This is a genomic window from Acidovorax sp., assembly GCF_046339755.1.
In the GTDB taxonomy this organism is placed as follows: domain Bacteria; phylum Pseudomonadota; class Gammaproteobacteria; order Burkholderiales; family Burkholderiaceae_C; genus Acidovorax.
In genome coordinates this window covers 13,973-39,681 of the sequence record NZ_JBKDTZ010000241.1, presented here as the reverse complement: position 1 = coordinate 39,681, position 25,709 = coordinate 13,973, and the positions used below count along the sequence as shown (strand labels likewise).

The following is a 25,709-nucleotide window of genomic DNA, read 5'->3' as shown; positions in this document are numbered from 1 at the left end:
ATCAGCCTTCCTCTTCGCCCGCAGTGGCCTTGCGCGTGGCCTCCAGCGCGGCCTGCATCTGCTTTTGCTTGCCGATTTCGCGCAGCATCTGGTCGCGGCCGCTCCAGTACTGCACGGGCCAGTCGGTGTGGGCGGCGGCCACAGGGCTCAGCTGGGCCGCGGCGTGCAGTGTCCAGGCCGGGTCGGCCAGATGCGGTCGGGCAATCGCGCACAGGTCGGCGCGGCCCGCGGCGATGATGCTGTTGGCGTGGTCGGCCTCGCTGATCGCGCCCACGGCCATGGTGGCGATGCCCACCTCGTTGCGGATGCGGTCGGAAAACGGTGTCTGGTACATGCGGCCGTAGACGGGCTTGGCGGCGCGCGTGGTCTGGCCGGACGAGACGTCGATCAGGTCGCAGCCTGCGGCCTTGAACAGGCGCGCGATCTCGATGGCATCATCGGGCGTGGTGCCGCCGGGGGCCCAGTCGTGTGCAGAGATGCGCACACTCATGGGCCTGTCTGCCGGCCATACGGCGCGCAGCGCGGCGAACACCTCCAGCGGGTAGCGGCAGCGGTTGGCCAGGCTGCCGCCGTAGTCGTCGCTGCGCTGGTTGGTGATGGGGCTGATGAAGCTGGCCAGCAGGTAGCCGTGCGCGCAGTGCAGCTCCAGCCAGTCGAAGCCGCAGGCGGCGGCACGGCGCGCGCTGTCGGCGAAGGCGGCGGTCATGGCATCCATCTCGGCGCGGCTGAGGGCCGATGGCGTCTGGTTCTGCTTGCCGTAGGCCAGGGGGCTGGCGGCCAGCAGGGGCCAATTGCCCGCTTCCAGCGGCTCGTCCGTGCCTTCCCAGCCCACGCGGGTCGAGCCCTTGGGCCCGCTGTGGCCCAGCTGCATGCCGATCTTCGCGCTGCTGCTGCCATGCACGAACTGCACGATGCGCGTGAAGGCAGCTTGCTGGTCGTCGTTCCACAGCCCCGTGCAGCCGGGGGTGATGCGGCCTTCGGGCGTGGGGCTGGTCATCTCCACCATCACCATGGCCGCGCCACCCAAGGCACGCGCGCCCAGGTGCACCAGCAAAAAGTCCTGCGGCACGCCGTCGACCGCGCTGTAGGTGGCCATGGGCGAGACGACGATGCGGTTCTTGAGCGTGAGGCCGCGCAGCGTGAAGGGCGTGAGCATGGGCGGCACGGCGGCCTTGCCGCCAGCCAGCCAGCTTTCATAACCCTCCAGCCACTGCGCATCGCGCAGGCGCAGGTTCTCGTGGCTGATGCGCTGGCTGCGCGTGAGCAGCGAGTACGCGAACTGCTCGATCTGCATGCCCGTGTAGCGCGTCACGTTCTCGAACCACTCGGTGGAGTTGCGCGCCGCGTTTTGGATCTTGAGCACCTCCACACTGCGGCGCGCCTCGTAGTGCGTGAGCACTTCGCCAATGGGCAGGCCGGTGGCGAACTCGTTGGCCAGGTCGATGGCGTCCTCCAGCGCGAGCTTGGTGCCGCTGCCGATGGAAAAGTGCGCGGTGTGCGCCGCATCGCCCATGAGCACGATGGGCACCTGCTTGCCGGCGATGCTCTCGCGGTGCACCCAGGTGTTGCAGATCACGCGCGGAAAGCGGATCCAGTTGGCCGAACCGCGCAGGTGCGTGGCGTTGCTGATCAGGGCATTGCCATCAAGGTACTTGCCGAACAGGCGCTCGCAGAAGGCAATCGCCTCGGGCTGCTCCATCTGGTCCAGGCCATGGGCCTTCCACACCGCCTCGGGTGTTTCCACGATGAAGGTGGAGGTGTCGGCGTCGAACTGGTAAGCATGGGCCTGGAACCATCCGTGCTCCGTCTGTTCGAAGGCAAAGGTAAAAGCGTCGAACTTCTTGTGTGTGCCCAGCCAGACGAAACGGCACTGGCGCAGATCGATGTCGGGCTGGTAGGTGGCGGCGTAGCGCGTGCGGATGCGGCTGTTCAGTCCATCGCTGGCGACCACCAGGTCGGCGCCGTACTTCGCTGCGGCTTCCTGGTCGTCCTGCACGTCGGCCTCGAACACCAGTTCTACGCCCACCTGCAGGCAGCGGTCCTGCAGGATGTTGAGCAGGCGCTTGCGGCCGATGCCGCAGAAGCCGTGCCCGCCCGAGCGCACGCTCTTCCCCTTGAAGAACACTTCGATGTCGTCCCAGTGGTTGAAGGCGTCCCCGATCAGCCCGGCAGTGGCGGCATCGGCCGCCTGCAGGTTGGCCAGCGTCTGGTCCGACAGCACCACGCCCCAGCCAAAGGTGTCGAACGGCCGGTTGCGCTCCAGCACCGTCACATGGTGCGCCGGGCTCTGCTGCTTCATGAGCAGGGCGAAATACAGACCTGCGGGGCCGCCGCCAATGCAAAGTATGTTCATGGGAAAATAGTTTAGACCTAAACAAATTACTGTCAATGGGGCCATCCCCAGACGGATCGACCATGGCGCCATGGGCGCGGTCCGACAGGCCGGCGGCGCGGCAGCCTGCCACTCGCAAGGCGCTTGGCGTACAGCGGGTTGTCGGGCAAAGAGAGTAAGGTGTGCGCAAACCGGCTGTTGCTGGCCGGCGCACAATCCGCACCATCGGCCTGTGCTTTCACGCACGACCGCATCCATCCATAACCAACACCTGAGGGAGCTCCGCGCACCATGCTCTACAAGTTCAAATCCAAGGCCGCCGCCGACCTCATCATGCTCGAGCCCCAGGGCCGCCAGATTCTGGAGATCATCGGCAAGACCCCGGGCAGCAGCGGCATCGTGACTGCAGCGCAGATCCCGGGTGCCATCTCGGCGCTGGAAGCCGCGGTGAAGGCCAGCGAGGCGCAGCCTCCGGCGCCCGAAGGCAAGGAGGCAGACGACGAGGATGAGCAAGGTGGCCGCGCCGACACGGTGAAGCTGCGCCAGCGCGCGGCGCCGTTCATCGAGATGCTGCGCAAGAGCGCGGCGGAAGACGCGGACGTGGTCTGGGGCGTGTGAGCCCGGGTTGGCGGCGGGGCGGCGCAGGCATACTGCGGTCCCTCCCCAATCCGCCCCTTGCCGGGCATCCTGACGTGCACGCTCTCCCGCTCCGACGCCTTTCCCGCGCCATCGCCGTTCTTGTCACCCTGACCGCCGGTACGGTGCAGGCGCAGCCCTGCCAGCAACCCGGCGCTGCCGGCACCTGGAAATGGGCGCTGGGCAGTGATGTGGCGCAGCTGACCTACGGCGACCACGAGAACGGGAAACCGCTTTTCAGCCTGGAGCGCTCGCCTAGCCAGGAGGCGATGCGCATGGTGCTCCATGTCGACATGGCCTTGCTCCCCAAGGACCAGAAGGTGCCGGCCTACATGCCCTTCTCGTTCGAAGCCGGCTTTCACACCGGGCGGGATGCCGACATACGCGCCGTGGATGGCATCGGCTTTCTCTACGCGTTGCAGGGTGGGGGCCATGCGGTGATCGCGGGCAGCCTGAGGCACCCGGAAAGCAATCTCAAGGGCTACCGGCAGGTGCTGGCCGCCAGCCGCCAATCGTTCCGCTTCCATGCGGACGCGCTGTGCTACGAGATCCCGCTGCCCGCCGAACCGCGCAAGGTGATGGCCGCCCTGCTGGCACCCCAGGCGAGCTTCAGCAAGCAGGTGCCCCGGCTGTTTGCGCGCTAGCCAGCCGGCCGCGCGCCGGGCGTCAGTCGACCTTCGCCCCCGACGCCTTCACCACCTGGGCCCACTTCTTGTGCTCGGCGTCGATGTGCCTGGCGAACTCGGCCGGCGTGTTGCCGCCGGGGATGGCGCCCTGGGCCATCAGGCGCTCCTTCATCGCAGGCGAGGCCAGGGACTTGGCGACCTCCTGCTGGATGCGGTTGACGATTTCGGGCGGGGTGCCGGCAGGGGCCAGCAGGCCGAACCAGGAACTGGCCTCGTAGCCCTTGAGCGTTGGGCCGCCAGCCTGCTCCACGGTGGGCACATCGGGCAAGGCGCCGGAGCGCTGGCTGCTGGTCACGGCCAGGGCGGTGAGCTTGCCGGCCTTGATCTGGGCCATGGACGAGGGCAGGTTGTCGAACATCACGTCCGCATTGCCGCCCACCAGGTCCAGCAGGGCCGGGCCGGAGCCGCGGTAGGGCAGGTGCAGCATGAAGGTGCCGGTCATGCTCTTGAACAACTCGCCTGCGAGGTGGATGGAGGTGCCGTTGCCGCTCGATGCCATGTTGAACTTGCCCGGGCTGGCCTTGGCGGCGCGGATGAAGTCCTGCACATTGGTGATGCCCAGGGACTTGGCCTTGTCCACGTTCATCACCATCACGTTGGGCACGGCGGCCACCAGGGTGATGGGCACGAAGTCCTTGATCGGGTCGTAGGGCAGCTTGGCGTACAGCGCGCGGTTGATGCCGTGCGTGCCCACCGTGCCCATGAGCAGGGTGTAGCCGTCGGCCGAGGCCTTGGCCACGATCTCGGCGCCCACGTTGCCGCCGGCGCCCGCGCGGTTGTCCACCACGAACTGCTGGCCGAAGACGCGCGACAGATCGGGCGTGAGCGCGCGGGCCAGGATGTCGGTGGTGCCGCCCGGCGCAAACGGCACGACGATGCGCACTGGCTTGTTGGGCCATGCGCCTGCCGCAGGGGCCGCTGCCGGCTGCTGTGCATGGGCCGACCGGGGCAGCAGCAGGGCGCTGGCCGTGGCCACGGCCAGGGCGCCCAGCGCGCTCAGGGTGAGGGCCATGGCGATGACCTTGCGGCGGCTGCGGGCGCGGGTTTTCGCGGCGATGGCGGGGTGGGTGCTGTGGGCGTGCTGTGCCATGGAAATGCTTTCTTGAAGAGCCGGGTGGTTGCCTGCATTTCTACGCGGGTGGGCGCGCTCCGTGCAGATGGATTACCCGAAGACCGGGTCTGGAATGCGACCAGGGCTGATGCCATCAACCCGGTGTCTGGGCGGTCCAGGTACAAAAAAGCCACCAGGCCCGGGAGCGTGGTGGCTGGCGCAGCGCGCAGCGGTGCGCGCGCACGGGTGTGGCGGCGATCAGTCGGCGTAGGTGCCTGCGGCCTTGATCACGGCGGTCCACTTGTCGATCTCGGACACCACGAACTTCTTGTGTTCAGCGGGCTCGACGCGCTTGTCGGTCACGACCACGGCGCCCAGGCCTTCCTGCTTCTTGATGAAGTCGGGGTCCTTCAGGGCCACCTTGAGGGCGTCGTTGATCTTCTTGGCGATATCGGGTGGCGTGCCCTTGGGACCGTACAGGCCGTGCCAGATGGTCACTTCGAAGTTCTTCACGCCGGACTCGGCCAGCGTGGGCAGGTCCTTGAGCAGGGGCGTGGTCAGGCGCTTCTGGGTCGTCACGGCATAGGCCTTGACCTTCTTGGCTTCGATCTGGCCCGAGGTGTTGGTGGTCTGGTCGCACAGCAGGTCGATCTGGCCGCCGATCAGGTCGGTGATGGCAGGTGCCGTGCCCTTGTAGGGAACGGGGGTCATGTCGATCTGCAGCGCGCTCTGGAACATCAGGCCGCACAGGTGCGAGGCGGAACCCAGGCCGGCGTTGCCGATGTTGATCTTGCCCTTGTTCTGGGTCAGCCAGGCCGACAGTTCCTTGTAGTTGTTCGCGGCCATGGTGGGGCGCGCGATCAGCGTCATGGGCACGTCGTTGACCATGCCCAGGTACTCGAAGTCGTTGGGCACGCTGAAGGCCAGCTTGCGGTACAGCGCGGGCATGGTGGACATGCCGATGTGGTTGAGCAGCAGGGTGTAGCCGTCCGGTGCGGCGCGGGCGACGCGGGCGGCGCCGATGGAGCTGCCGGCACCGGCGGTGTTGTCCACCACCACGTTGGCGCCCAGGGGCTTGCGCAGGGCTTCGGCCAGGTCACGGGCCACGCGGTCGGTCGGGCCGCCAGCAGCGAAAGGCACCACGATGGTGACCGTCTTGTCCTTGGATGGATATTCCTGCGCGGCGGCGCCGAAGGCGGCTGCAGCCGCTGCGGCCACAAGGGCGAGTTGGATCAGTTTTTTCATGAGTGCTCCTCTGTAAAAGACGGGCCATGATATCCAGCGACCCTTTCGCCAGTATTGCGGGAATTACGTACCATGCAGGGGGTAGTGGCTTTAAGCGAAATTCGCCTCAAAAGCAATGTATGCCGTCGCTCAATGCTATTGAAAAAGGAGCTTATTAAGGGTAAACACTGGCGCTGAAAGGGGGCAGCGTTTTCCCTTGGATTGACCTTTGTCAGAGGTTCTGGAGGGGTTGCCGAAAATGCGGTTTCACACCGCACCCATATCTCCAGAATATGCCTATATATAGAGAATATGGGCGCGCTCGATTAATCCCCCATGGGTCCAATGGACTACAAGCACGCACGTCAGCGGTAGCTGCGCGCGTCCTCGATCACGCGCCCATCGTTGGGCAGGCTGCCGGGGGGCAGCATCTGCACCTCGCCGCGCAGCTTGGTCACCTCGCGGATGGCGTCGCCCAGTTGCCGGGCCAGGCCTTCGGCGGTCTCGGTGGTTTCCACCTGCAGCAGCATCTGGTCGTTGGCCATCTCGCCGCTGACCACCAGGCGCGCGCGCAGCACCTGGGGGAAGCGCCGCGCGATGGTGGCCACCTGGCCGGGGTGCACGAACATGCCGCGCACCTTGGTGGTCTGGTCGGCGCGGCCCATCCAGCCCTTGATGCGCTGGTTGCTGCGGCCCGTGGGGCAGGTGCCGGGCAGCACGGCCGAGAGGTCGCCCGTGCCAAAGCGCACCAGCGGGTAGTCGGGGTTGAGCGTGGTCACCACCAGTTCACCCACCTCGCCCTCGGGCACGGGGTCGCCGGTGCCGGGGCGCACGATCTCCACGATCACGCCCTCGTCGAGCACCAGGCCCTCGCGCGCCGAGGTCTCGTAGGCGATCAGGCCCAGGTCGGCCGTGGCATAGCACTGGTAGCCGGCAATGCCGCGTTCGGTGAACCAGTCGCGCAGAGACGGTGGAAAGGCCTCGCCCGAGACCAGCGCCTTGGCCACGCTGGGCAGGGCCACGCCCATCTCGGCAGCCCGCTCGACGATGAGCTTGAGAAAACTCGGCGTGCCGATGTAGCCCGCAGGCCGGAGCTCGGCCATGGCCTGCACCTGCTGCTCGGTCTGGCCGGTGCCACCGGCAAACACGGTGCAGCCCAGGGCATGGGCACCCGTTTCCATCATGGAGCCGGCGGGGACGAAGTGGTAGCTGAAGCTGTTGTGGATCAGCTCGCCCGGGCGGAAACCCGCCGCGTACATGGCGCGCGCCATGCGCCAGTAGTCACGCCGCGTGCCCTCGGGCTCGTAGATGGTGCCGGGGCTGGCAAACACACGCGGCATGGCCGCTCCGAAGGCCAGCGCGCTGAAGCCGCCAAAGACGTTGGTGGCGCGGCTGGCCTGCTGGCGTTCGAGCAGCTCGTGCTTGCGCGTCACCGGCAACTGCGCCAGCGCGGCGCGGCTGGTGATGGCGGAGGCGTCGATCCCCGCGAGGATGTCGGCGAAGGCGGGAGACGCCTTCTGCGCATGGGCCACCTGGCCGGGCAGTGCTGCGAGCAGGGCGGCTTCGCGCGCATCGGGCGCGCGGGTTTCAAGATCGTCGTAGTGGGCTGCGGTCATGGAATGCTTTCGGGTGCGGTCGATGCAAGTGCGTGTTCAGGCCAGCCACCGCTTGCGGCGCTTGTAGCTCTTCACATCCTTGAAGCTTTTGCGCTCGCCACCACCCACGCCCAGGTAGAACTCCTTGACGTCCTCGTTGCTGGCCAGGTCGCTGGCTGCACCGTCCATCACCACGCGGCCGCTTTCCATGATGTAGCCGTAGTCGGCGTACTTGAGCGCCATGTTGGTGTTCTGCTCGGCCAGCAGAAAGGTGACCTTCTCCTTGGTGTTCAGGTCCTTGACGATGTTGAACACCTCCTCCACGATCTGCGGCGCCAGGCCCATGGAGGGCTCGTCGAGCAACACCATGCTGGGGTTGGCCATCAGCGCACGGCCGATGGCGCACATCTGCTGCTCGCCGCCCGAGGTGTAGGCCGCCTGGGAGGTGCGCCGGGTCTTCAGGCGCGGAAAGTAGTTGTAGACCTTCTCCAGGTTGGCGGCCACCTCAGCCTTGCTGGTGCGGGTGTAGGAGCCCGTCATCAGGTTTTCCTCGATGGTCAGGTGGGCAAAGCAATGGCGCCCCTCCATCACCTGCACCACGCCGCGCTTGACCAGGTCGGCCGGCGAAAGGTTCTCGATGCGCTCGCCGCGCAGCTCGATGCTCCCTTTGGTGACCGCGCCGCGCTCACCCTGCAGCAGGTTGGATACCGCCCGCAGCGTGGTCGTCTTGCCCGCCCCGTTGCCGCCGAGGATGGCCACGATGCTGCCTTCGCGCACCTGCAGCGAGACCCCCTTGAGCACCAGGATCACGTGGTTGTAAATGACCTCGATGCCGTTGACGTTGAGAACGATGTTGTGTGCTTGCTGTTCCATGAGTCGTTACCGGTTGACCAATCGGCAGGCCTGGTGGCGCACGCATCGCGTCCGCTGCAGGCCTGTCGGCTGGCGGCTCCATGCGGAGCCGCACCGTGGGCGCAGGGCGTCACACCCTGCTTGCCATTCGCATCACGACTGGCAGTCAGCGGCGTCGCGCCGGCTCATCTTCTTGTCGGCCAGGTACTTGTCCGCGCCGGCCTTGATCATGGGCTTGAGTATCTGCTCGTCGGCCTGGTACCAGTCGGACGAGAAGTTCCACTTGCCGCCGTCCCAGGTATGCACGCGGGCCCAGGTCGAGCCCATGTGGTCGGCGCAGCTCGTGGACAGGGGGCGCATCACGCCGCCAAAGCCCATGGCGTCGAGCTTCTTCTGGTCCAGGGCCAGGTTTTCCATGCCCCAGCGCACCTGCTCGCCGGTCATGACCTTGCCCTTGCCGAAGCGCTCCTGCGCGCGGCGCACCGACTCCACGGCCAGCATCTGGATGATCACGCCGCGCGTGTACAGCACCGAGCCCACTTCGTCCTTGGGACCCGTGCCCTGGCCTTTTTCATGCACGTGCTTGAGGATGTCCTGGATCACCTTGGGCTGTGTGCCCGAGGTATTCAGCGCCAGCGCGTTGTAGCCCTTGGCACCCTCGCCCACGTCGCGCACGTCCGGCTCGGCGCCGGCCCACCACACGCCGTACATCTTGTCGCGCGGGTAGCCCGTGGCCTGGGCTTCCTTGAGGGCGGTGGAGTTCATCACGCCCCAGCCCCACAGCAGCACGAAGTCGGGGCGGCTCTGGCGCACCTGCAGCCAGGTGGCCTTCTGCTCCACTCCGGGCGCGGTCACGGGCAGCATCTGCAGCTCGAAGCCATGCATCTTGGCGCGCTCCAGCAGCAGCGGGATCGGTTCCTTGCCGAACGGGCTGTCGTGGTAGACCAGGGCGATCTTTTTGCCCTTGAGCTTGTCCATGCCGCCGGCGCCTTTGCCGATGTGCTGGATCAGGATGTCGGCACCGGTCCAGTAGCTGCCCATGAACGGGAAGTTCCACTTGAAGGCCTGGCCGTCCTGCGCCACCGACAGGCCGTAGCCCAGTGTCATCAGCGGGATCTTGTCCACAGGGGCCTTCTCGGTCAGCGCAAAGGTGATGCCGGTGGCCTGCGGGTCGAACAGCGACACGCCGGGCCTGCCCTTCAGGCGCTCATAGCATTCCACGCCGCGGTCGGTGGCATAGCCGGTTTCGCATTCTTCGAAGGTGAGCTTGACGCCGTTGATCCCGCCGTCGCGCGCGTTGATCATCTTGATGTAGTCCTGCTTGCCGTTGGCCCATGGCACGCCGTTGGGTGCATAGGGGCCGGTGCGGTAGGACAGCAGCGGGAAGAACTGCTCCTTGGCCTGCGCGAAGGCGCTCGTCGCCACGGACGAGGCGCCAGCGGCAAGCACCGCGGCGGCGATCACGAGTTTCGAAAGCTTCATGGATGTCTCCTTTGGATGAATGTGTTGAAGCACGGGAAAAACCAAGTTAACGGCAACGCGGGAAGGCGGTATGAGGACTTGCGTGTAAGGGGTTTCCTGGGAGGGCTGGCGCAGCGCGCTCGCTCTTCAGTGCGGGAAGGGCCACAGGCGCAGCTTCTGCTTGCCCGTCGACCACAGCTTGGCCAGGCCGTGGGGCTCCACGATCAGGAACCACACGATGAGTGCACCGAAGATCATCAGCTCGGCGTGCGAAACGCCCGCCGTGGAGATGGAGATACCGAAGATGCCCAGAAAGGCCGGCAGGAACTGGTTCAGGAAGATGGGCAGCACCACGATGAAGGCGGCGCCGAAGAAGGCGCCCATGATGGAGCCCAGGCCGCCGATGATGACCATGAACAGCAGGCGGAAGGACACTTCCACCGAGAAGGCCGCCGGTTCCCAGGCACCCAGGTGTACGAAGGCCCAGAGCGCACCGGCCACGCCGATGATGAAGGAGCTCACGGCGAAGGCGCTGAGCTTGGCGTACATGGGGCGGATGCCGATCACCGCGGCCGCCACGTCCATGTCGCGGATGGCCATCCACTCGCGGCCAATGGCGCCGCGCACCAGGTTCTTGGCCAGCAGGGCCACCACCACCAGCACCGCCAGGCAGAACAGGTACTTGGAGGTCGCGCTGTCGATGGGCAGGCCGAAGACCTGCAGGTTGTTCACCGAGACCGAGCCCGAGTCGGAGTTGTTGGTGAACCACTTGATGCGCAGGAACATCCAGTCGCTGAAGAACTGCGCGGCCAGCGTGGCCACCGCGAGGTACAGGCCCTTCACGCGCAGGCTGGGCAGGCCGAACAGGATGCCGAAGAAGGTGGCACACAGGCCGCCCAGGATCAGGGCCGGGACCAGCGGCATGCCGGGGATGCGCACGAAGAAGTTGTAGGCCCCGTAAGCCCCCACGGCCATGAAAGCGCCCGAGCCCAGCGAGATCTGCCCGCAGTAGCCGACCAGGATGTTCACCCCCAGGGCCGCCAGCGCCATGATGACGAAGGGGATCAGGATGGCGCGGAAGGCGTAGTCGCTGGCCAGCGCCGGCACGGCGACGAAGGCCACGGCCAGGATGAGAAGGATGGCGATGCGGTCCTGCGCGATCGGGAAGATCTGCTGGTCGGCGCGGTAGCTGGTCTTGAACTGGCCGTTTTCGCGGTAGAGCATGAAGGTCTCCTGTGCTGGTTGTTGTTATGGCCGGTCAAACGCGATCAATGATCTTCTCTCCGAACAAACCTTGCGGTCTGAACAGAAGAAACACCAGCGCCAGCACGTATGCAAACCAGATCTCGATGCCGCCGCCCACATAGGGCCCAAGGTAGACCTCGGAGAGCTTCTCGCCCACGCCGATGATCAGCCCGCCGATGATGGCGCCGGGCACCGAGGTCAGGCCACCCAGGATGACCACCGGCAGGGCACGCAGCGCCACGGTGGTCAGCGAGAACTGCACGCCGAGCTTGGAGCCCCAGATCATTCCGGCCACCAGGGCGACCACGCCGGCCACGCACCAGACGATCACCCAGATGCGGTTGAGCGGGATGCCGATGGACTGGGCGGCCTGGTGGTCGTCGGCCACGGCGCGCAGGGCGCGGCCGGTGGAGGTCTTCTGGAAGAACACGCTGAGCAGCACCACCAGCGCGGCGGCGATGCCGGCGGCGATCACGTCCTCCTTGTTGACCAGGATGCCGCCCTGGAACATGGATTCGAGCAGGAACACGGGGTCCTTGGGCATGCCCACGTCGATTTTGTAGATGTCGCTGCCGAAGATCGTCTGGCCCAGGCCTTCGAGGAAATAGGTGATTCCGAGCGTCGCCATGAGCAGCGTGGCGCCTTCCTGGTTCACGAGGTGGCGCAGCACCATCTTCTCGATCAGCCAGGCGACCACGAACATGATGGTGCCAGCGATGATGAAGGCCGCCACCGTGGCCACCACGGGGCTCGCGATGCCGGTCCACTTGGGGATCCATTCGGCAAAGCGCGCCATGGCCAGGGCTGCGAACAGCACCATCGCACCCTGAGCGAAGTTGAAGACGCCCGAGGCCTTGTAGATCAGCACGAAGCCCAGTGCCACCAGCGAGTACAGCATGCCGGCCATGAGGCCGCCGATCAGTGTTTCGAGAAAGAATGCCATGGTTGTTGTTCTCCTGGTCGATCAGTGCGAGGTGCCCAGGTAGGCACTGATCACGTCGGGGTTGCTGCGCACCTCGTCGGGCGTGCCGTCGCCGATCTTCTTGCCGTAGTCGAGCACCACCACGCGGTCGGAGATGTCCATCACCACGCCCATGTCGTGCTCGATGAGCACGATGGTGGTGCCGAATTCGTCGTTCACGTCCAGCACGAAGCGGCACATGTCCTGCTTTTCCTCGACGTTCATGCCGGCCATGGGCTCGTCGAGCAGCAGCACCTGCGGCTCCATGGCCAGGGCGCGGCCCAGGTCCACGCGCTTTTGCAGGCCGTAGGGCAACTGGCCCACGGGGGTCTTGCGGTAGGCCTGGATTTCCAGGAAGTCGATGATGTGCTCGACGAACTCGCGGTGGCGGATCTCCTCGCGCTCGGCCGGGCCGATGCGCAGGGCCTGCAGCAGCAGGTTGCTTTTGATCTTGAGGTTGCGGCCGGTCATGATGTTGTCGATCACGCTCATGCCCTTGAACAGCGCCAGGTTCTGGAAGGTGCGTGCCACGCCCATCTCGGCCACCTGGCGCGAGTTCATGTGCGAGAAGGTCTTGCCGCGGAAGGTGATCGAGCCCTCGGACGGCGTGTACACGCCGTTGATGCAGTTGAGCATGGAGCTCTTGCCGGCGCCGTTGGGTCCGATGATGGCGCGGATTTCGTGCTCCTTGACGTTGAACGAGATGTCGGTGAGCGCCTTCACGCCGCCGAACCGCAGGCTGATGTTCTGGACGTCCAGGATGACGTTGCCGATCTTCTTTGGGTTCATGGTGGGCTGCTGTTGCTTGTCGGGCGGGTAGAGCGTGGGCTTCATGCGGCGGCCTGGACAGGGGTGAAGGGCGTTGTGTCCGACCGCTTGAGCGTGGCGATCTCGCTGCCGGGGCGGCCGTCCTCGAACTTGACCTGGGTTTCGATGAACTGCTCGGTGCGGCCGGCATACAGCGCCTCCACCAGCACGCCGTACTTCTCGGCGATGAAGCCGCGGCGGACCTTGTTGGTGCGCGTGAGCTCGCCGTCGTCGGCATCGAGTTCCTTGTGCAGTACGAGAAAGCGGCTGACCTGGCTGCCTGCGAGCAGGGCGTCATTGGCCAGGTCGGCATTGACCTTCTCCACGCACTCGCGAATCAGTTCGTACACTTCGGGCTTTTGCGCCAGATCGGTGTAGCCGGCATAGGGCAGGTTGCGGCGCTCGGCCCAGTTGCCCACGGCGTCGAAGTCGATGTTGACCATCACGCAGACCTTCTCGCGGCCATCGCCCAGGGCGACCACCTCCTTGATGTGCGGGAAGAACTTGAGCTTGTTCTCCACGTACTTGGGTGCGAACATGGCGCCATCGTTGGCACCCCCCTTGATGCGGCCCACGTCCTTCACGCGGTCGATAATCTTCAGGTGGCCATGCGCGTCGAGAAAGCCGGCGTCGCTGGTGTGGTACCAGCCATCGGCCGTGAGCACCTCGGCCGTGGCCGTGGGGTTCTTGTAGTACTCCTTGAGCAGGCCGGCGGATTTGACGAGGATCTCGCCGTTGTCGGCGACCTTGATCTCCACGCCGCGGATGGGCACGCCCACGGTGTCGGCGCGCGCCTGGTTGTCGGGCTGCAGGCAGACGAACACGGCGGTCTCGGTGGAGCCGTAGAGCTGCTTCAGATTGATGCCGATGGAGCGGTAGAAGGTGAACAGATCCGGGCCGATGGCCTCGCCGGCCGTGTAAGCCACCCGCACGCGCGAGAACCCGAGGTTGTTGCGCAGCGGGCCGTAGACCAGCAGGTTGCCGAGGGCGTACTTGATGCGGTCGAGTGCGCCCACGGGCTGGCCGTCCATGAGCGCCGGGCCCACGCGCTGGGCCACGGCCATGCAGGCCTGGAACATCTTGCGCTTCAAGGTGCCGGCGTCTTCCATGCGGATCATCACGCTGGTGAGCAGGCCTTCGAAGATGCGCGGTGGCGCGAAGTAGTAGGTCGGGCCCACTTCCTTCAAGTCGATGGTCACGGTGCTGGCCGACTCCGGGCAGTTCACCACGTAGCCGCAGGCCAGCCATTGCGAGTAGCTGAAGATGTTCTGGCCGATCCAGGCCGGGGGCAGGTAGGCCAGCACTTCTTCGTTGCCGGTGAGCTTGTCGAACTCGGCACCGGCCGATGCGCGGTCGAGCAGGGTGCTGTGCGTGTGCACCACGCCCTTGGGGTTGCCGGTGGTGCCCGAGGTGAAGAACATGGCGGCCACGTCCGTGGGCTGCGCCTTGGCGACCTCGTTGCGGAACCACTCTGGATGCTGGGCGGCGAAGGCCTTGCCGGATTCGATCAGCGCATCCAGCGACGACAGGCCCTCTTCCTGGTAGTTGCGCAGGCCGCGCGGGTCGTCGAAGAAGATGCGGGCGATCAGCGGGCATTGCGCGCGGATCTCGAGCAGCTTGTCCACCTGTTCCTGGTCTTCCACCAGGCAAAAGCGCACTTCGGCGTTGTTGAGCGGGAAGATGCATTCGGCACCCACGGCGTCCTGGTACAGCGGCACCGGAATGGCGCCCAGCGACTGCGCGGCCAGCATGGTGGCGTAAAGGCGAGGGCGGTTGGCACCGATCACCACCATGTGCTCGCCGCGCGTAAGACCCGCCTGGTGCAGGCCGGCCGCCACATGCTCCACCAACTGTGCCAGGTCGGCCCAGCTGTGGGCTTGCCAGATGCCATATTCCTTTTCGCGCAGGGCCGCGGCCGTGGGGCGCTCGGCGGCATGCTTGAGCAGCAGTTGCGGGAAGGTGGTCTTCATTCCGGTTCCTAAAGGTAAAAGGTGTCCGCCCGGTGACAGCCGGGAGCGCGGCCTTGTGGCTGCGTACGGGATGAATGCTAGGACTGACTTTGACGTCGTCTTGTCTTGCCGACGACAATCTACGGGAAACTACTCCTTGGGTGAAACCCTGAACCGCCCTGAAACGGTTGCGTGGGGTGGCGCGCGCCGGGTTTGCGGAACGCTTCACGGTGGGGCGGTATCCTCACGGGATGTACGCCCCGTTCTTCGGTCTCCAGCACCCGCCGTTTTCCATCGCCCCTGACCCTCGCTACCTGTTCATGAGCGAGCGGCACCGGGAGGCGCTGGCCCATCTGCTCTATGGGCTGGATGCGGGCGGTGGTTTCGTGCTGCTCACGGGTGAGGTGGGGGCCGGCAAGACCACGGTGTGCCGCTGCTTCCTGGAGCAGATCCCCGAGAACTGCAACGTCGCCTACATCTTCAACCCCAAGCTCACCGTGGGCGAGCTGCTGCGCTCGATCTGCGACGAGTTCGGCGTGCCGCACAAGCCTGCCGTACCCGGGCTGGAGACGGTCAAGGACTGCATCGACCCGCTCAATGCCTCGCTGCTGGCAGCGCATGCGAGCGGCCGCAACAACGTGCTCATCATCGACGAAGCGCAGAACCTCGAAGCCGACGTGCTCGAGCAACTGCGCCTGCTGACCAACCTGGAGACGGCCGAGCGCAAGCTGCTGCAGATCATCCTGATCGGCCAGCCCGAGCTGCGCAGCATGGTGGCGCGGCCCTCGCTGGAGCAGCTTGCGCAGCGCGTGATCGCGCGCTTTCACCTCGATGCGCTGAGCGCGCAGGAGACGCAGCAGTACATTGCGCACCGCATGGCCGTGGCCGGCCTGCACGGTCCCGTGCCTTTCAGCCGCCGGGCCCAGAGGCGCGTGCATGCGCTGTCGCGCGGCATACCGCGGCGCATCAACCTGCTGTGCGACCGGGCACTGCTCGGCGCCTATGCGGCTGGTGTGCGCGAGGTGAGCACGGCCATTGTCGAGCGCGCAGCGCGTGAGGTATTCGGCGCCCCGGTGCCTGCGGGCGCCGGGGCAAAGTCCGGCCTGGTGGGGCTGCCCCGCTGGGCGCTGGCCGGAGCCGGGGTCTTGGCGGGCGCGGCCCTGGTGGCTGCGGCCGGGTGGGCCCTGGGCCTGCGCCCGTCGCAACCGCAGGCGGGCGCCGTGCAGGCGAGCAGTGCTGCGGGCAGCCCTGCCAAGGCCGCCCCACAGCGCGCTGCGTCGGCGCCCGCTGCCAGGCCGCCAGCGGTTGTCGCCTCTGCACCGGCCGTGGCTGCATCCGCCGCGTCTTCGGCAGCCTCCTCGCCGGCGCTTGCCGCACCGGCCCCGGTGTCCGGCCTGCAGCAGTTCCTGCTGGCACAGGCGCCCAGCGATGCCTCGGGCTGGCAGGCGCTGGCGTCGGCCTGGGGCGCCACCTTGCCGGAAGGCGCCGATGCCTGCACCACGCTGCCGCGCGATGGGCTGCGCTGCTACCGCAACCGCCGCGCGGGCTTGAACCTGATCCGCCAGATCGACCGGCCGGTGCTGCTCACGCTGTTCCCCTCAGAAGAGGGTGACAACGCCGTCTTTGCCCTGCTGCGCAGCCTGGACGAGGAGGTCGCCGTCCTGGAGAGCGGGGGGCGCACCCTGCACGTGCCGGTGACCGACCTGGCCCAGGTATGGCGCGGCGACATGGCCACGCTGTGGCGCGCGCCGCCCGGCATGCCCGACAAGGGCGAGATCACCGAGAACCCGGCGGGCGCGGCGTGGCTCGATGCGCGCCTGGCCTCCAAGGCCGCTGGCGGCCTGGGACCGAGCAGCCGGCCCATGACGCCAGCGCTGCGGCAGTCGCGCATCCACCGCTTCCAGCTGGCCCAGGGCGTGACGCCCGATGGCCGAGCCGGCCCCCTGACCCTCATGCTGCTCAACCGCGCCGCCGGCGTGAAAGAACCGCGCCTGCGCACCGGAGCCTGATTCCCATGTCCTACATCCTTGATGCGCTGCGGCGCGCTGAAGCCGAGCGGGGCCGGGGCGCCGTGCCGGGCATCCACACCCAGGCCATGCCGGCTGCCGGGGTACCTGCAGAGCGAACCGGCTCGGCCAATCTCCTGCTGATCGGCACGGCGGTGGTGGCGGTTGCCGCACTGGCGGCAGGCGGCACCTGGTGGGCCATGCAACGGCCGGCGGGCGCCCCTGCCGGTAACGCGACCGTTGCCGTTGCGCCGCCCCTTTCCCCCGCGCAGGTCCCTGCGCCGCTCCCCGCACAGGCCCCCGTGGCGCCTCCGGTCGTGGTGGCGCCGTCCCCCGCGCCTGCGGTCAAAGCGGCTCCAACGCCTGTGCCAGCCCCTGCTCCGGCGCCAAGCCAGCCTCTGGTCCCGTCAGCCGTTGAGCAGCGGCCTGTGGCGCCCAAGCGCGTGGCCGAGCCCGCGCGCGAAAAGCCTGTCCGCGAAGCGGAGCCCGTGCGGCGTGATGCCGCGCCCGCTGCTGCTGCCAATTCCGCAGCGGCAGCCGCTCCCGCAGCGCCGCCCAATGGCCCGGTGTTCGCCCAGAACGACCTGCCGCCTTCCGTGCGCGAGCAATTGCCGGTGTTGCAGGTCACGGGTGCCACCTACTCCAGCAACCCCGCGCACCGCATGGCCATCGTCAATGGGCAGGTGCTGCAGGAGGGCGACCAGGCTGCACCCGGGCTCAAGCTCGAACGCATCGAGCAGGGCCGCACGGTCTGGTCGTTCCGCGGCTACCGCTACGCCGTGGCGCCGCAGTAGCCGGCTTTTGGTTCAGCGCAGGAAGCGCCCGTCACGCCCGATCAGCGTGAGTTCGACAAAACGCGAGGCATTGCGGTCCGGCGTGCTGGCGTTGATCTCGAAGCCGCCCAGGTCCCACTTCTTGAGATTCCAGGTGGCGTCGATGAAGGCCGCGCGCGTGGGGTTGCGGCCGGCGCGCTGCAGCGCCTCGGCAAACACCCGGGCGTTCAGGTAGCCCTCCAGCGCCAGGTGCGAGGCCTCGGCCGTGGCGCCCGAGGCCTTCCAGGCGGTCTGGAAGTCGCGCACCACCGGCATCACCACGTTGGATGGCAGGGGCACCACCTGCGAGATGGCCATGCCCGTGGCGTCGGCGCCGAGCGCCTTCACCGTGGCAGGCGTGCCCATGACCGACAGCGCGTACAGCGTCACGCCGCGCTTGAGGGCGCGGAACGCCTTCACGAACTCCAGCGTGGGCTTGCCCGCCAGGCCGATGACGATGGCCTCCAGGTCGGTGCCAGCCAGCCTGGCGGCCGCGGCGCCTGCGTCCGAGGCATTGCTCTCCACCGTCACGTTGACGGCGGCAGGCAGCTTGAGCTTGCCCATGGACTGCTGGGCGGCGCTGAACACCTCTTTGCCGAAGGCGTTGTTCTGGTAGACGATGCCGATGCGCTGGATGCCGATGGTGGACAGGTGCTGCACCAGCTTTTCGGCCTCGTCGGCGTAGCTGGCGCGGATGTTGAACACGCTGTGTGCGTTCTTCGTGCGGCTCAGCAGGGCGCCGGTGAACGGTGCGAAGAACGGCACGCCACTGTCCACCACCTTGGGCAGCATGGCCTCGATCATGGGCGTGCCCATGCAGTTGAAAAGGGCGAAGTTGCCAGGGTCGGCCAGGAAGCGGTCCACATTGGCCAGGGCCTTGGGCACCTCGTAGGCATCGTCCAGTGTGGTCAGCTCGATGTTGCGGCCATGGATGCCGCCCTTGGCATTGATGCCTGCGAAGGCCGCCTTGGCGCCCTGGTGCATGGCGGAACCCAGGTCACCCAGGGGGCCGGTGAGGGCCGTGGACTGGCCGATGCGGATCGGCGCGTCCTGGGCCAGGGCACGGCTGCTGCCTGCATGTACCAGGGGCAAGGCGATGGCGCCAGCCAGCAGGGTGCGCCGGCGCAGTGCCGGCTTGGAAGGGTGGGTACCGCCTGTCGTCATGTCGTGATGTCTCCGTACTCTTGGAATGGGGGCCCGGGTCCCCTCGGAAGGCCATCATCGGCAGCCGATTGGTGAAAATCTATCGTTGCGGCGACAATTCGGATCGTGGTATTCCCTCACGCATTCCGCCGTCGAGTTCCATGAACCAGGATCTCTCACTGCACCAGCGCCGGCGCCTGCCCACGCAGGCCGAGCTGGCCAATATTCCCTGGCTGACGCAATTGCAGCCGGCCGAACGCGAGCGTGCCGAGGCAGCGCTGCTGGTGGGCGATGCGGCGTCTGGCGACTACGTGTGCCGCGTGGGCCGGCCCGTGACCTACTGGTTCGGCGTGGTGGAGGGCCTGCTCAAGATGAGCAGCGACAACGCGCAGGGCCAGACCATGACCTACACCGGCGTGCCGCCCGGCGGCTGGTTCGGTGAAGGCACGGCCATGAAGCGCGAGCCCTACCGCTACAACATCCAGGCGCTGCGCAAGAGCATCGTTGCGGGCCTGCCGATCGACACCTTCCACTGGCTGCTGGACCATTCCATCGGCTTCAACCGCTTCGTGATGAACCAGCTCAACGAGCGCCTGGGCCAGTTCATCGCGGCGCGCGAGATCGACCGGCTGAACAACCCTGACGTGCGCGTGGCGCGCAGCCTGGCCTCGCTGTTCAACCCCGTGCTCTACCCCGGTGTGGGCGAGGTGCTGCGCATCACGCAGCAGGAACTGGCCTACCTGGTGGGACTGTCGCGCCAGCGCGTGAACGAGGCGTTGGCGGCGCTGGAAGGGCAGGGCGCCATCCGCGTGGAATACGGCGGCCTGCGCGTGCTGGACCTTGCGGCGTTGCAGTCCAGCATCTTCCAGCGGCTGGCGGAGCCGCGCGCCGCCGCTGCCGACACTGCGTAGCTGCGGCTGTCAGCCGCGCGGCAGGGCGGGAACGCCTGCCTTGCGCTGGCCCACCATGGGGGCGGGTGTGGGGACTGCCGCCACGGCTTCGGGCGAGCCCTGCCATTCGCGGTCGTCGGTACGGTCGCGGCGCAGGCGGAAGGTGTGCACCATCTGGGTGAGGCGGCCGGCCTGTTCCTTGAGGCTGTCGGCGGCGGCGGCGCCTTCCTCCACCAGGGCGGCGTTCTGCTGCGTCATCTCTTCGAGCGCACCCACGGACTGGCTGACCTCACCGATGCGCTGGCTCTGCTCCTGCGTGGCGGCAGTGATCTCGCCCATGATGTCCGAGACGCGGCGCACGGAGGTCACCAGTTCCTCGATGGTCTTGCCCGCATGGTTCACGAGGGTGCTTCCCTCCTGCACATGCTCGACGCTGGCGCTGATCAGGGTCTTGATCTCGCGCGCGGCCTGGGCGGCGCGGCCGGCCAGGCCACGCACCTCGCTGGCCACCACGGCAAAGCCGCGGCCCTGCTCGCCCGCACGGGCGGCCTCGACCGCCGCATTGAGGGCCAGGATGTTGGTCTGGAAGGCGATGCCGTCGATCACGCGGGTGATGTCGGCGATCTTGCGCGAGCTGCCGCTGATGGTGTCCATGGTGCGCACCACCTGCGAGACCACTTCGCCGCCGCGCGTAGCCGCATCCGATGCCGAGGAGGCCAGCTGGTTGGCCTGGCGCGCGGCGTCGGCGCTTTGCGACACGGTGCCCGTCAGGTCGGCCAGGGCATTGGCGGCGCCTTGCAGGTTGTGCGAGGTCTGCTCGGTGCGCTGGCTCAGGTCGAGGTTGCCCGAGGCCACTTCGGAGCTGGCCACGAGGATGGATTCCGCCGTGCCGCCGATGTCCCCCACCAGGCTGCGCAGGCGGTCCTGCATGGCGGCAATGGCTTCGAGCAGGCGGCCGGTCTCGTCGTGGATGCGCACTTCCACCTGCGACGTGAGATCGCCGCGCGCAATGCGCTCGGCCACCACCACCGCGCGGCCGATGGGGGCCGTGATGCTGTTGGTGATGCGCCAGGCGATGAGCGCCCCCAGGCCGATGGCCAGCAGCACCAGGATGCCGCCGGTCCACCGGGCGCGGCTCTGGGTCACCTCTGCCGAGGCGGTGGCCTGGCTGTTCAAGGTGTTCTGCAATTCGATCAACTCGGCCAGCTTGCCGCGCCAGGCAGCTTCCAGCGGCGCGACCTTGGTCATGAGGTTCAGCGTGGCGCTGACGGTATCGCCATCGTCGGCGGCCTTCATGGCAGCATCCAGCTCGGGACGGGTCTTGCGGCCCAGGTCCTGTACCTCGGCCAGCAACTTGCGCTCGGCGTCCGTAGTGCCGTCGGCCTTGAGCAGGTCTGACAGGCTGGCCTCCTGGCGCGCATAGCCCTGCATGGATTTTTCGGCGTTCTTGATCTGGTCGCGCGCCTGCTTGGGATCGATCTCGTTGAGCATGGCGGCCGAGCGGCTCTGGATGCCGATGGCGCTCACGCTGTCCAGCATTTCATTGACCAGCCGGGTCTTGGTGGTCCCGGTGCCGGTGACCTGCAGCAGGTGTTCATGCAGCTTGCCTACGGAGAGCTGGCCCACCGCAGCCACCGCCATCAGCAGTACCAGCAGGCAGCCGAAGCCCAGGCCCAGGCGGCTGGAGATCGACAGAGATTTGAGGGACGAGGCGGCCGGCATGGAGGTCCTTGGCTGTTGTGAATTCGATGGAATGGCACGAAGCAATAACGGTGCCCAGACCGGCTATAAGCCTGGCAACGCTCGTGGCGCGTGTGGGCGCACACAGTGTAGGGACAAATGTCACAAAGTGTTATGAGGCTTGCGGATGGCCCTATGCGCAGCAGACATGCCTTTGTTACAAATTGGGCGCGCGCCCCGGTCCGGTGGACAAACGCCTCGGGAGCGTGGGGTGCATGCCCCTCGGCATGCCGTGAAACCCCTCCTGTTACATATATCGCATGGGGATGATGCTATCGTTTTTGATGTAATTGGCATCAAGGTATGGTCACTCTAATGCAGCATGCCAAAGCCTGATCGGGTATAAACCCGTTACAGTTTCAGCAAAGGTCTTCCATGAGCCGATTCAACACTTCCCGCCGCCTGCGCGGCATTCTGGGCACGCTGGTGTTGCTGGGCCTGGCCGCTTGCGCCAGCGGCCCGACGCCCGATGCCTCGGAGCACCGCGAGCGCCTTGTGGCCGTGACGGCAGACCATGAGCTCATCGTGTTCGACGCACGCCGGGCCGACACCATCCTGGAGCGCCGGCGCGTGACGGGCCTGGCCGCTGGCGAGCGCCTGATCGGTCTGGATTTCCGCGTGGCCAAGGGCGTGCTGTACGCCCTGTCTCAGGCGGGGCGCCTGTACACGCTGGATATGTCCAGCGGGGCCCTGACGGCGGTGGGCACCGCGCCGGCCGCGGTATCGCTCACGGGGGCCGCCTTCGGCTTCGACTTCAACCCGGCGGCAGACCGTATCCGCGTGGTGTCGTCCTCCGGGCTCAACCTGCGGCTGCATCCCGATACGGGCGCCCTGGTCGATGGCGACGCCGCGCAGCCGGGCGTGCAGCCCGATCCGGCGCTGCACTACGTGGCGGGCGACGTGAATGCCGGCCGCGCTCCCGACGTGGTGGCTGCCGGCTACACCTACAACCCGCAGGACAGCAAGATCACCACCAACTACGCCATCGACCGCGCCCAGGGCGTGCTGGTGATGCAGGGCTCGCAGGAAGGCGCCACGCCCGTGGTTTCGCCCAACACCGGCCAACTGCGCACCGTGGGGTCCCTCGGCCTGGGGCCGCTGTCAGACGCTTCCTTCGATATCTCCGACGTGGGCAACGTGGCCTTGCTGACCGCGCGCACCTCCGCCGATCCGCGCTCCCGCCTGTACAAGGTGGACCTCGCCTCCGGCCGCGCCGTCCTGCTTGGCGTGGTCGGTAATGGTGCGGCATTGGCGGGCATGGCCATAGAACCATGAGCGCGCAGCCCGTCCTGGCACAACGGCTGCTGCGGCACGCACTGGTGCTGGCGGGCGGGATGGCAGCCATGGCGGGCTTGGCGCAGGCCGCCTCCGTGCAGGTGGACCTGACCGACGCGGCGGGCAAGCCCCTGGCCGATGCCGTGGTGTTTCTCGAGTCGGCCGAGGCCAGGCGCCTGGTCAAGCCCCAGGCGGGCGTGGAGATGGCGCAGGAAAAGCGCCAGTTCGTGCCGGGGGCCATGGTGATCCCGGTGGGAACGGAGGTGCTGTTCCCCAACCGCGACACGGTGCGCCACCATGTCTATTCCTTCTCTCCCGCCAAGAAGTTCGAGCTCAAGCTCTATACCGGGACACCCAGCAAGCCGGTGCTTTTCGACCAGGCCGGCGTGGTAGTGCTGGGCTGCAACATCCATGACCAGATGGCCGGCTGGATCCTGGTGGTGGAAACGCCCTACTACGCCAGTTCGCCCGCGACCGGCAAGGCGCAGATCGACAATGTGCCGGCGGGTACCTACAAGCTCCGGGCCTGGCACAACCGGCTGCCGGTGGGCGCCCCGGCCCTGGAGCAGGCCCTGACCGTGCCGGCCACGGGCACTGCCAGTACCTCGGTGCGCATGGCGGGGCTGCAGCCTTGAACCTGTCCCTGCTGCGGCGCAGCCTGATCCTGAGGCTGGTGGGCATCTCGCTGCTGCTGCTGCTCATCGTGCAGGCCGCCGGCTTTGCGGTGGTGCGCGCCACCATCGAGCGCAACGCGCGCAGCCAGATCGCCCGGGCCCTCGATACCGACGAGAACGTCTGGCTGCGCCTGCTGGACCAGAACGCGGACAAGCTGCGCCAGGGCTCTGCCCTGCTGGCGGCCGACTACGGCTTTCGTTCAGCCATCAATTCCGACGACGCGGAGACTATCCAGTCAGTGCTGGAGAACCATGGCAGCCGCATCGGCGCTGCGGTGACGGCGCTGCTGGGCACCGATCTGCAGTTGCGCGCCGCCAGCCTGTCGGACGACATGGTGGAGTTTCCCGCCACGCTGCGCCAGGTGGTGCCGCCGCTGGCGGCCCAGCCTCAGGGCAGCCAGGTTGCGGTGATGGCCGGCGTGCCCTACCAGTTCGTGATGGTGCCCATGCGCGCGCCGCTGGTCATCGGCTGGGTGCTGATGGGCTTTCCCATCGACCAGCCGCTGGCCGAGGAAATGCGGCGGCTGCTGTCGGTGCAGGTGGCCGTGGTGGTCCTGGCGGCCGATGGCAGCGTATCGGTGCCCGTGGCCACGCTGTCGGCACCGGCGCTGGTCCGCCTGCACCACCAGGGCCTGCCGCTGGCGGAACTCAGGACCGACGAAGGGACTCTGCTGGTGCGCGAGGTCCCCTTGGGCAACGCCGGCATCGGGGTGAAGACGCTGCTGCTGCGCTCGGTGGACGAGGTCGTGGCGCCATACCAGCGATTGCAGGTGCTGCTGGCCATCATCCCCATCGCGGGCGTGCTGCTGTTCGCGGCCGGCACCGGTCTGGTGGCCCAGCGCCTGACCACGCCGCTGCGCTCTCTGCTGGCGGCCACGCAGCGCCTGTCGCGCGGCGAGTATGGGGTTCCCCTGGGCCACACGGACCGCAAGGACGAGATCGGCAACCTGGCCCGCTCCTTCGACCGCATGCGCCTGGACATCGGTAGCCAGCAGGCCGAGATCCGCCGCCTGGCCTACTGGGACCGGCTCACCGGCCTGCCCAACCGGGAGCGCTTTCGCGAAGCCGTGGTGCATGCCATCGACGCCCAGGTGGGGGACGCCCTGCGTCCCCTGACAGTGCTCACGCTCGACCTGGACCGCTTCAAGCACGTGAACGACGTGCTCGGCTATGCCTTCGGCGACCGCCTGCTGCAGGCCGTGGCCGAACGCCTCAAGGAGCAGGTGACGGGTGATAGCGACATGGTGGCCCGGCTCGGGGGCAATGAGTTCGCCATGCTGCTGCTGCGCACCGACGCCAAGGGGGCCCAGGCCATGGCCCAGCGCATCGCGCAGTCCTTCGAGGAGCCGCTGGCCTTCGAGGACCAGACCGTGGATCTGAGCGCCGGCATGGGATTCGCCTGCTGGCCCGCCGATGCAGAAGATGCCGACACGCTGCTCAGCCATTCCGAGATCGCCATGTACGCTGCCAAGCGCAAGCTCAGCGGCGCGCTGCGCTACGATGCGTCGTTCGATTCGGCCAGCACCCAAACCCTGTCGCTGCTGACCGAGCTGCGCCACGCCGTGGAGCACAACGAGTTGCGCCTTTACCTGCAGCCCAAGGTGCCGCTGCACGGGCAGGGCGGCCTGGCTGCCGAGGCCCTGGTGCGTTGGCAGCACCCCCAGCGCGGCCTGGTGCCGCCCATGGACTTCATCCCGTTTGCCGAACAGACGGGCTTTGTGCGCCAGCTCACGCTGTGGATGTTCGAGGAGGTGGCGTGCCTGCTGGCCGATCCGCGCACGGCAGACATGCCTCTGCGCATTTCGGTGAACCTGTCCACGCGCGACCTGCTGGACCCCGAGCTCAGCACGCGCCTGGGCACCATCCTGGCCCGCCATGGAGTGCAGGCCAGCGCCTTCTGCCTGGAGATCACCGAAAGCGCCATCATGGACGACCCCCAGCGTGCCGAGGCCATGCTCAACCGGCTGTCCGAACAGGGCTTCAAGCTGTCCATCGACGACTTCGGCACCGGGTACTCGTCGCTGGCCTACCTCAAGCGCCTGCCGGTGGACGAACTCAAGATCGACAAGTCCTTCGTGATGGGCATGGAGTCCGGCGAGGACGATGCGATGATCGTGCGCTCCACCATCGACCTGGCCCACAACCTGGGCCTCACGGTGGTGGCCGAAGGGGTGGAGACCCTGGCCATCCTGGACCGGCTGCGGGCCCTGTCCTGCGACGAGGCGCAGGGCTACCACATCAGCCGGCCGCTGGGTGCCGAGGATTTCCTGGCGTGGCAGGCGCGCCAGCTCGCGGCAGCCGCCCCATGAGGGTCCTGGCGCGCCGTTGTTGAGCGGTTGCGCCCCCAAAGTGGCTGCGCAGGGGTGAAAA

General features: G+C 67.2%; 20 protein-coding genes. 8 read left to right on the top strand and 12 right to left on the bottom strand.

All coding sequences use genetic code 11. The features are described from left to right. Position 1: 1 nt before the first annotated feature. Complete coding sequence (locus ACK59X_RS20820; protein WP_409960291.1) at positions 2-2,353, bottom strand: bifunctional salicylyl-CoA 5-hydroxylase/oxidoreductase; 2,352 nt, start codon at positions 2,351-2,353, stop codon at positions 2-4. A gap of 270 nt (positions 2,354-2,623) precedes the next feature. On the opposite strand from ACK59X_RS20820, the gene ACK59X_RS20815 reads away from it, so the two are divergent. Both ACK59X_RS20815 and ACK59X_RS20810 read left to right on the top strand, forming a co-directional pair. Then, on the top strand, positions 2,624-2,950 hold the full coding sequence (locus ACK59X_RS20815; RefSeq protein ID WP_409960290.1) for a DUF1840 domain-containing protein: 327 nt from the start codon (positions 2,624-2,626) through the stop codon (positions 2,948-2,950). A 74-nt stretch (positions 2,951-3,024) separates the two neighbouring features. After that, positions 3,025-3,612, top strand: coding sequence for a hypothetical protein (locus ACK59X_RS20810; protein WP_409960289.1), 588 nt, complete (start codon positions 3,025-3,027; stop codon positions 3,610-3,612). Between the two features lie 22 nt (positions 3,613-3,634). On the opposite strand, the gene ACK59X_RS20805 is transcribed toward ACK59X_RS20810, so the two are convergent. From ACK59X_RS20805 to ACK59X_RS20765, 9 genes are all read right to left on the bottom strand, one after another. After that, complete coding sequence (locus ACK59X_RS20805; protein ID WP_409960360.1) at positions 3,635-4,666, bottom strand: Bug family tripartite tricarboxylate transporter substrate binding protein; 1,032 nt, start codon at positions 4,664-4,666, stop codon at positions 3,635-3,637. Positions 4,667-4,963: 297 nt separating this feature from the next. Beyond that, positions 4,964-5,950: a tripartite tricarboxylate transporter substrate-binding protein gene (locus ACK59X_RS20800; RefSeq protein WP_409960288.1), complete on the bottom strand. Its 987-nt coding sequence runs from the start codon at positions 5,948-5,950 to the stop codon at positions 4,964-4,966. A 344-nt stretch (positions 5,951-6,294) separates the two neighbouring features. Further along, positions 6,295-7,545 carry a phenylacetate--CoA ligase family protein gene (locus tag ACK59X_RS20795; RefSeq protein ID WP_409960287.1) on the bottom strand — a complete coding sequence of 417 codons (1,251 nt, stop codon included), beginning with the start codon at positions 7,543-7,545 and terminating at the stop codon, positions 6,295-6,297. 36 nt (positions 7,546-7,581) lie between these two features. Continuing rightward, entirely contained in the window at positions 7,582-8,397 is an 816-nt protein-coding gene (locus ACK59X_RS20790) for an ABC transporter ATP-binding protein (RefSeq protein WP_409960286.1), read from the bottom strand. Between the two features lie 132 nt (positions 8,398-8,529). Beyond that, complete coding sequence (locus ACK59X_RS20785; protein ID WP_409960285.1) at positions 8,530-9,858, bottom strand: ABC transporter substrate-binding protein; 1,329 nt, start codon at positions 9,856-9,858, stop codon at positions 8,530-8,532. 126 nt (positions 9,859-9,984) lie between these two features. Then, on the bottom strand, positions 9,985-11,061 hold the full coding sequence (locus ACK59X_RS20780) for a branched-chain amino acid ABC transporter permease (protein WP_409960284.1): 1,077 nt from the start codon (positions 11,059-11,061) through the stop codon (positions 9,985-9,987). 34 nt (positions 11,062-11,095) lie between these two features. After that, entirely contained in the window at positions 11,096-12,025 is a 930-nt protein-coding gene (locus ACK59X_RS20775; protein WP_409960283.1) for a branched-chain amino acid ABC transporter permease, read from the bottom strand. Between the two features lie 21 nt (positions 12,026-12,046). Beyond that, positions 12,047-12,832: an ABC transporter ATP-binding protein gene (locus tag ACK59X_RS20770; RefSeq protein ID WP_409960359.1), complete on the bottom strand. Its 786-nt coding sequence runs from the start codon at positions 12,830-12,832 to the stop codon at positions 12,047-12,049. A 41-nt stretch (positions 12,833-12,873) separates the two neighbouring features. Further along, on the bottom strand, positions 12,874-14,820 hold the full coding sequence (locus tag ACK59X_RS20765; RefSeq protein WP_409960282.1) for an AMP-dependent synthetase/ligase: 1,947 nt from the start codon (positions 14,818-14,820) through the stop codon (positions 12,874-12,876). A gap of 230 nt (positions 14,821-15,050) precedes the next feature. Here ACK59X_RS20765 and ACK59X_RS20760 point away from each other — a divergent pair, with 230 nt between their 5' ends. Both ACK59X_RS20760 and ACK59X_RS20755 read left to right on the top strand, forming a co-directional pair. Continuing rightward, complete coding sequence (locus tag ACK59X_RS20760; RefSeq protein ID WP_409960281.1) at positions 15,051-16,808, top strand: ExeA family protein; 1,758 nt, start codon at positions 15,051-15,053, stop codon at positions 16,806-16,808. A 5-nt stretch (positions 16,809-16,813) separates the two neighbouring features. Further along, on the top strand, positions 16,814-17,599 hold the full coding sequence (locus ACK59X_RS20755) for a general secretion pathway protein GspB (protein WP_409960280.1): 786 nt from the start codon (positions 16,814-16,816) through the stop codon (positions 17,597-17,599). 12 nt (positions 17,600-17,611) lie between these two features. Here the strand turns inward: ACK59X_RS20755 and ACK59X_RS20750 are convergent, their stop codons facing one another. Continuing rightward, positions 17,612-18,781, bottom strand: coding sequence for an ABC transporter substrate-binding protein (locus ACK59X_RS20750; protein ID WP_409960279.1), 1,170 nt, complete (start codon positions 18,779-18,781; stop codon positions 17,612-17,614). Positions 18,782-18,921: 140 nt separating this feature from the next. Between ACK59X_RS20750 and ACK59X_RS20745 the strand changes: the two genes are divergently transcribed. Further along, on the top strand, positions 18,922-19,671 hold the full coding sequence (locus ACK59X_RS20745; RefSeq protein ID WP_409960278.1) for a Crp/Fnr family transcriptional regulator: 750 nt from the start codon (positions 18,922-18,924) through the stop codon (positions 19,669-19,671). Between the two features lie 9 nt (positions 19,672-19,680). Here ACK59X_RS20745 and ACK59X_RS20740 read toward each other — a convergent pair whose 3' ends face one another. Then, positions 19,681-21,372, bottom strand: coding sequence for a methyl-accepting chemotaxis protein (locus ACK59X_RS20740; protein ID WP_409960277.1), 1,692 nt, complete (start codon positions 21,370-21,372; stop codon positions 19,681-19,683). A 393-nt stretch (positions 21,373-21,765) separates the two neighbouring features. On the opposite strand from ACK59X_RS20740, the gene ACK59X_RS20735 reads away from it, so the two are divergent. From ACK59X_RS20735 to ACK59X_RS20725, 3 genes are read left to right on the top strand one after another with little or no spacing between them, the layout of a single operon-like run. Beyond that, on the top strand, positions 21,766-22,665 hold the full coding sequence (locus tag ACK59X_RS20735; RefSeq protein ID WP_409960276.1) for a DUF4394 domain-containing protein: 900 nt from the start codon (positions 21,766-21,768) through the stop codon (positions 22,663-22,665). Then, the gene (locus ACK59X_RS20730; protein WP_409960275.1) at positions 22,662-23,300 is read left to right on the top strand and encodes a methylamine utilization protein; all 639 of its coding nucleotides are present in this window, start codon (positions 22,662-22,664) and stop codon (positions 23,298-23,300) included. The genes ACK59X_RS20735 and ACK59X_RS20730 overlap by 4 nt, the downstream gene beginning before the upstream one ends. Then, on the top strand, positions 23,297-25,648 hold the full coding sequence (locus tag ACK59X_RS20725) for a putative bifunctional diguanylate cyclase/phosphodiesterase (protein WP_409960274.1): 2,352 nt from the start codon (positions 23,297-23,299) through the stop codon (positions 25,646-25,648). Before ACK59X_RS20730 ends, ACK59X_RS20725 begins: the two co-directional genes overlap by 4 nt. Positions 25,649-25,709 lie beyond the last annotated feature (61 nt).

Excerpts from the sequence above, each read along its gene's own strand:
- ACK59X_RS20820 (WP_409960291.1), bottom strand. The coding sequence starts at position 2,353 with ATGAACATACTTTGCATTGGCGGCGGCCCCGCAGGTCTGTATTTCGCC.
- ACK59X_RS20815 (WP_409960290.1), top strand. The coding sequence starts at position 2,624 with ATGCTCTACAAGTTCAAATCCAAGGCCGCCGCCGACCTCATCATGCTC.
- ACK59X_RS20805 (WP_409960360.1), bottom strand. The coding sequence starts at position 4,666 with ATGGCCCTCACCCTGAGCGCGCTGGGCGCCCTGGCCGTGGCCACGGCC.
- ACK59X_RS20800 (WP_409960288.1), bottom strand. The coding sequence starts at position 5,950 with ATGAAAAAACTGATCCAACTCGCCCTTGTGGCCGCAGCGGCTGCAGCC.
- ACK59X_RS20795 (WP_409960287.1), bottom strand. The coding sequence starts at position 7,545 with ATGACCGCAGCCCACTACGACGATCTTGAAACCCGCGCGCCCGATGCG.
- ACK59X_RS20790 (WP_409960286.1), bottom strand. The coding sequence starts at position 8,397 with ATGGAACAGCAAGCACACAACATCGTTCTCAACGTCAACGGCATCGAG.
- ACK59X_RS20785 (WP_409960285.1), bottom strand. The coding sequence starts at position 9,858 with ATGAAGCTTTCGAAACTCGTGATCGCCGCCGCGGTGCTTGCCGCTGGC.
- ACK59X_RS20780 (WP_409960284.1), bottom strand. The coding sequence starts at position 11,061 with ATGCTCTACCGCGAAAACGGCCAGTTCAAGACCAGCTACCGCGCCGAC.
- ACK59X_RS20775 (WP_409960283.1), bottom strand. The coding sequence starts at position 12,025 with ATGGCATTCTTTCTCGAAACACTGATCGGCGGCCTCATGGCCGGCATG.
- ACK59X_RS20770 (WP_409960359.1), bottom strand. The coding sequence starts at position 12,832 with ATGAACCCAAAGAAGATCGGCAACGTCATCCTGGACGTCCAGAACATC.
- ACK59X_RS20765 (WP_409960282.1), bottom strand. The coding sequence starts at position 14,820 with ATGAAGACCACCTTCCCGCAACTGCTGCTCAAGCATGCCGCCGAGCGC.
- ACK59X_RS20760 (WP_409960281.1), top strand. The coding sequence starts at position 15,051 with ATGTACGCCCCGTTCTTCGGTCTCCAGCACCCGCCGTTTTCCATCGCC.
- ACK59X_RS20755 (WP_409960280.1), top strand. The coding sequence starts at position 16,814 with ATGTCCTACATCCTTGATGCGCTGCGGCGCGCTGAAGCCGAGCGGGGC.
- ACK59X_RS20750 (WP_409960279.1), bottom strand. The coding sequence starts at position 18,781 with ATGACGACAGGCGGTACCCACCCTTCCAAGCCGGCACTGCGCCGGCGC.
- ACK59X_RS20745 (WP_409960278.1), top strand. The coding sequence starts at position 18,922 with ATGAACCAGGATCTCTCACTGCACCAGCGCCGGCGCCTGCCCACGCAG.
- ACK59X_RS20740 (WP_409960277.1), bottom strand. The coding sequence starts at position 21,372 with ATGCCGGCCGCCTCGTCCCTCAAATCTCTGTCGATCTCCAGCCGCCTG.
- ACK59X_RS20735 (WP_409960276.1), top strand. The coding sequence starts at position 21,766 with ATGAGCCGATTCAACACTTCCCGCCGCCTGCGCGGCATTCTGGGCACG.
- ACK59X_RS20730 (WP_409960275.1), top strand. The coding sequence starts at position 22,662 with ATGAGCGCGCAGCCCGTCCTGGCACAACGGCTGCTGCGGCACGCACTG.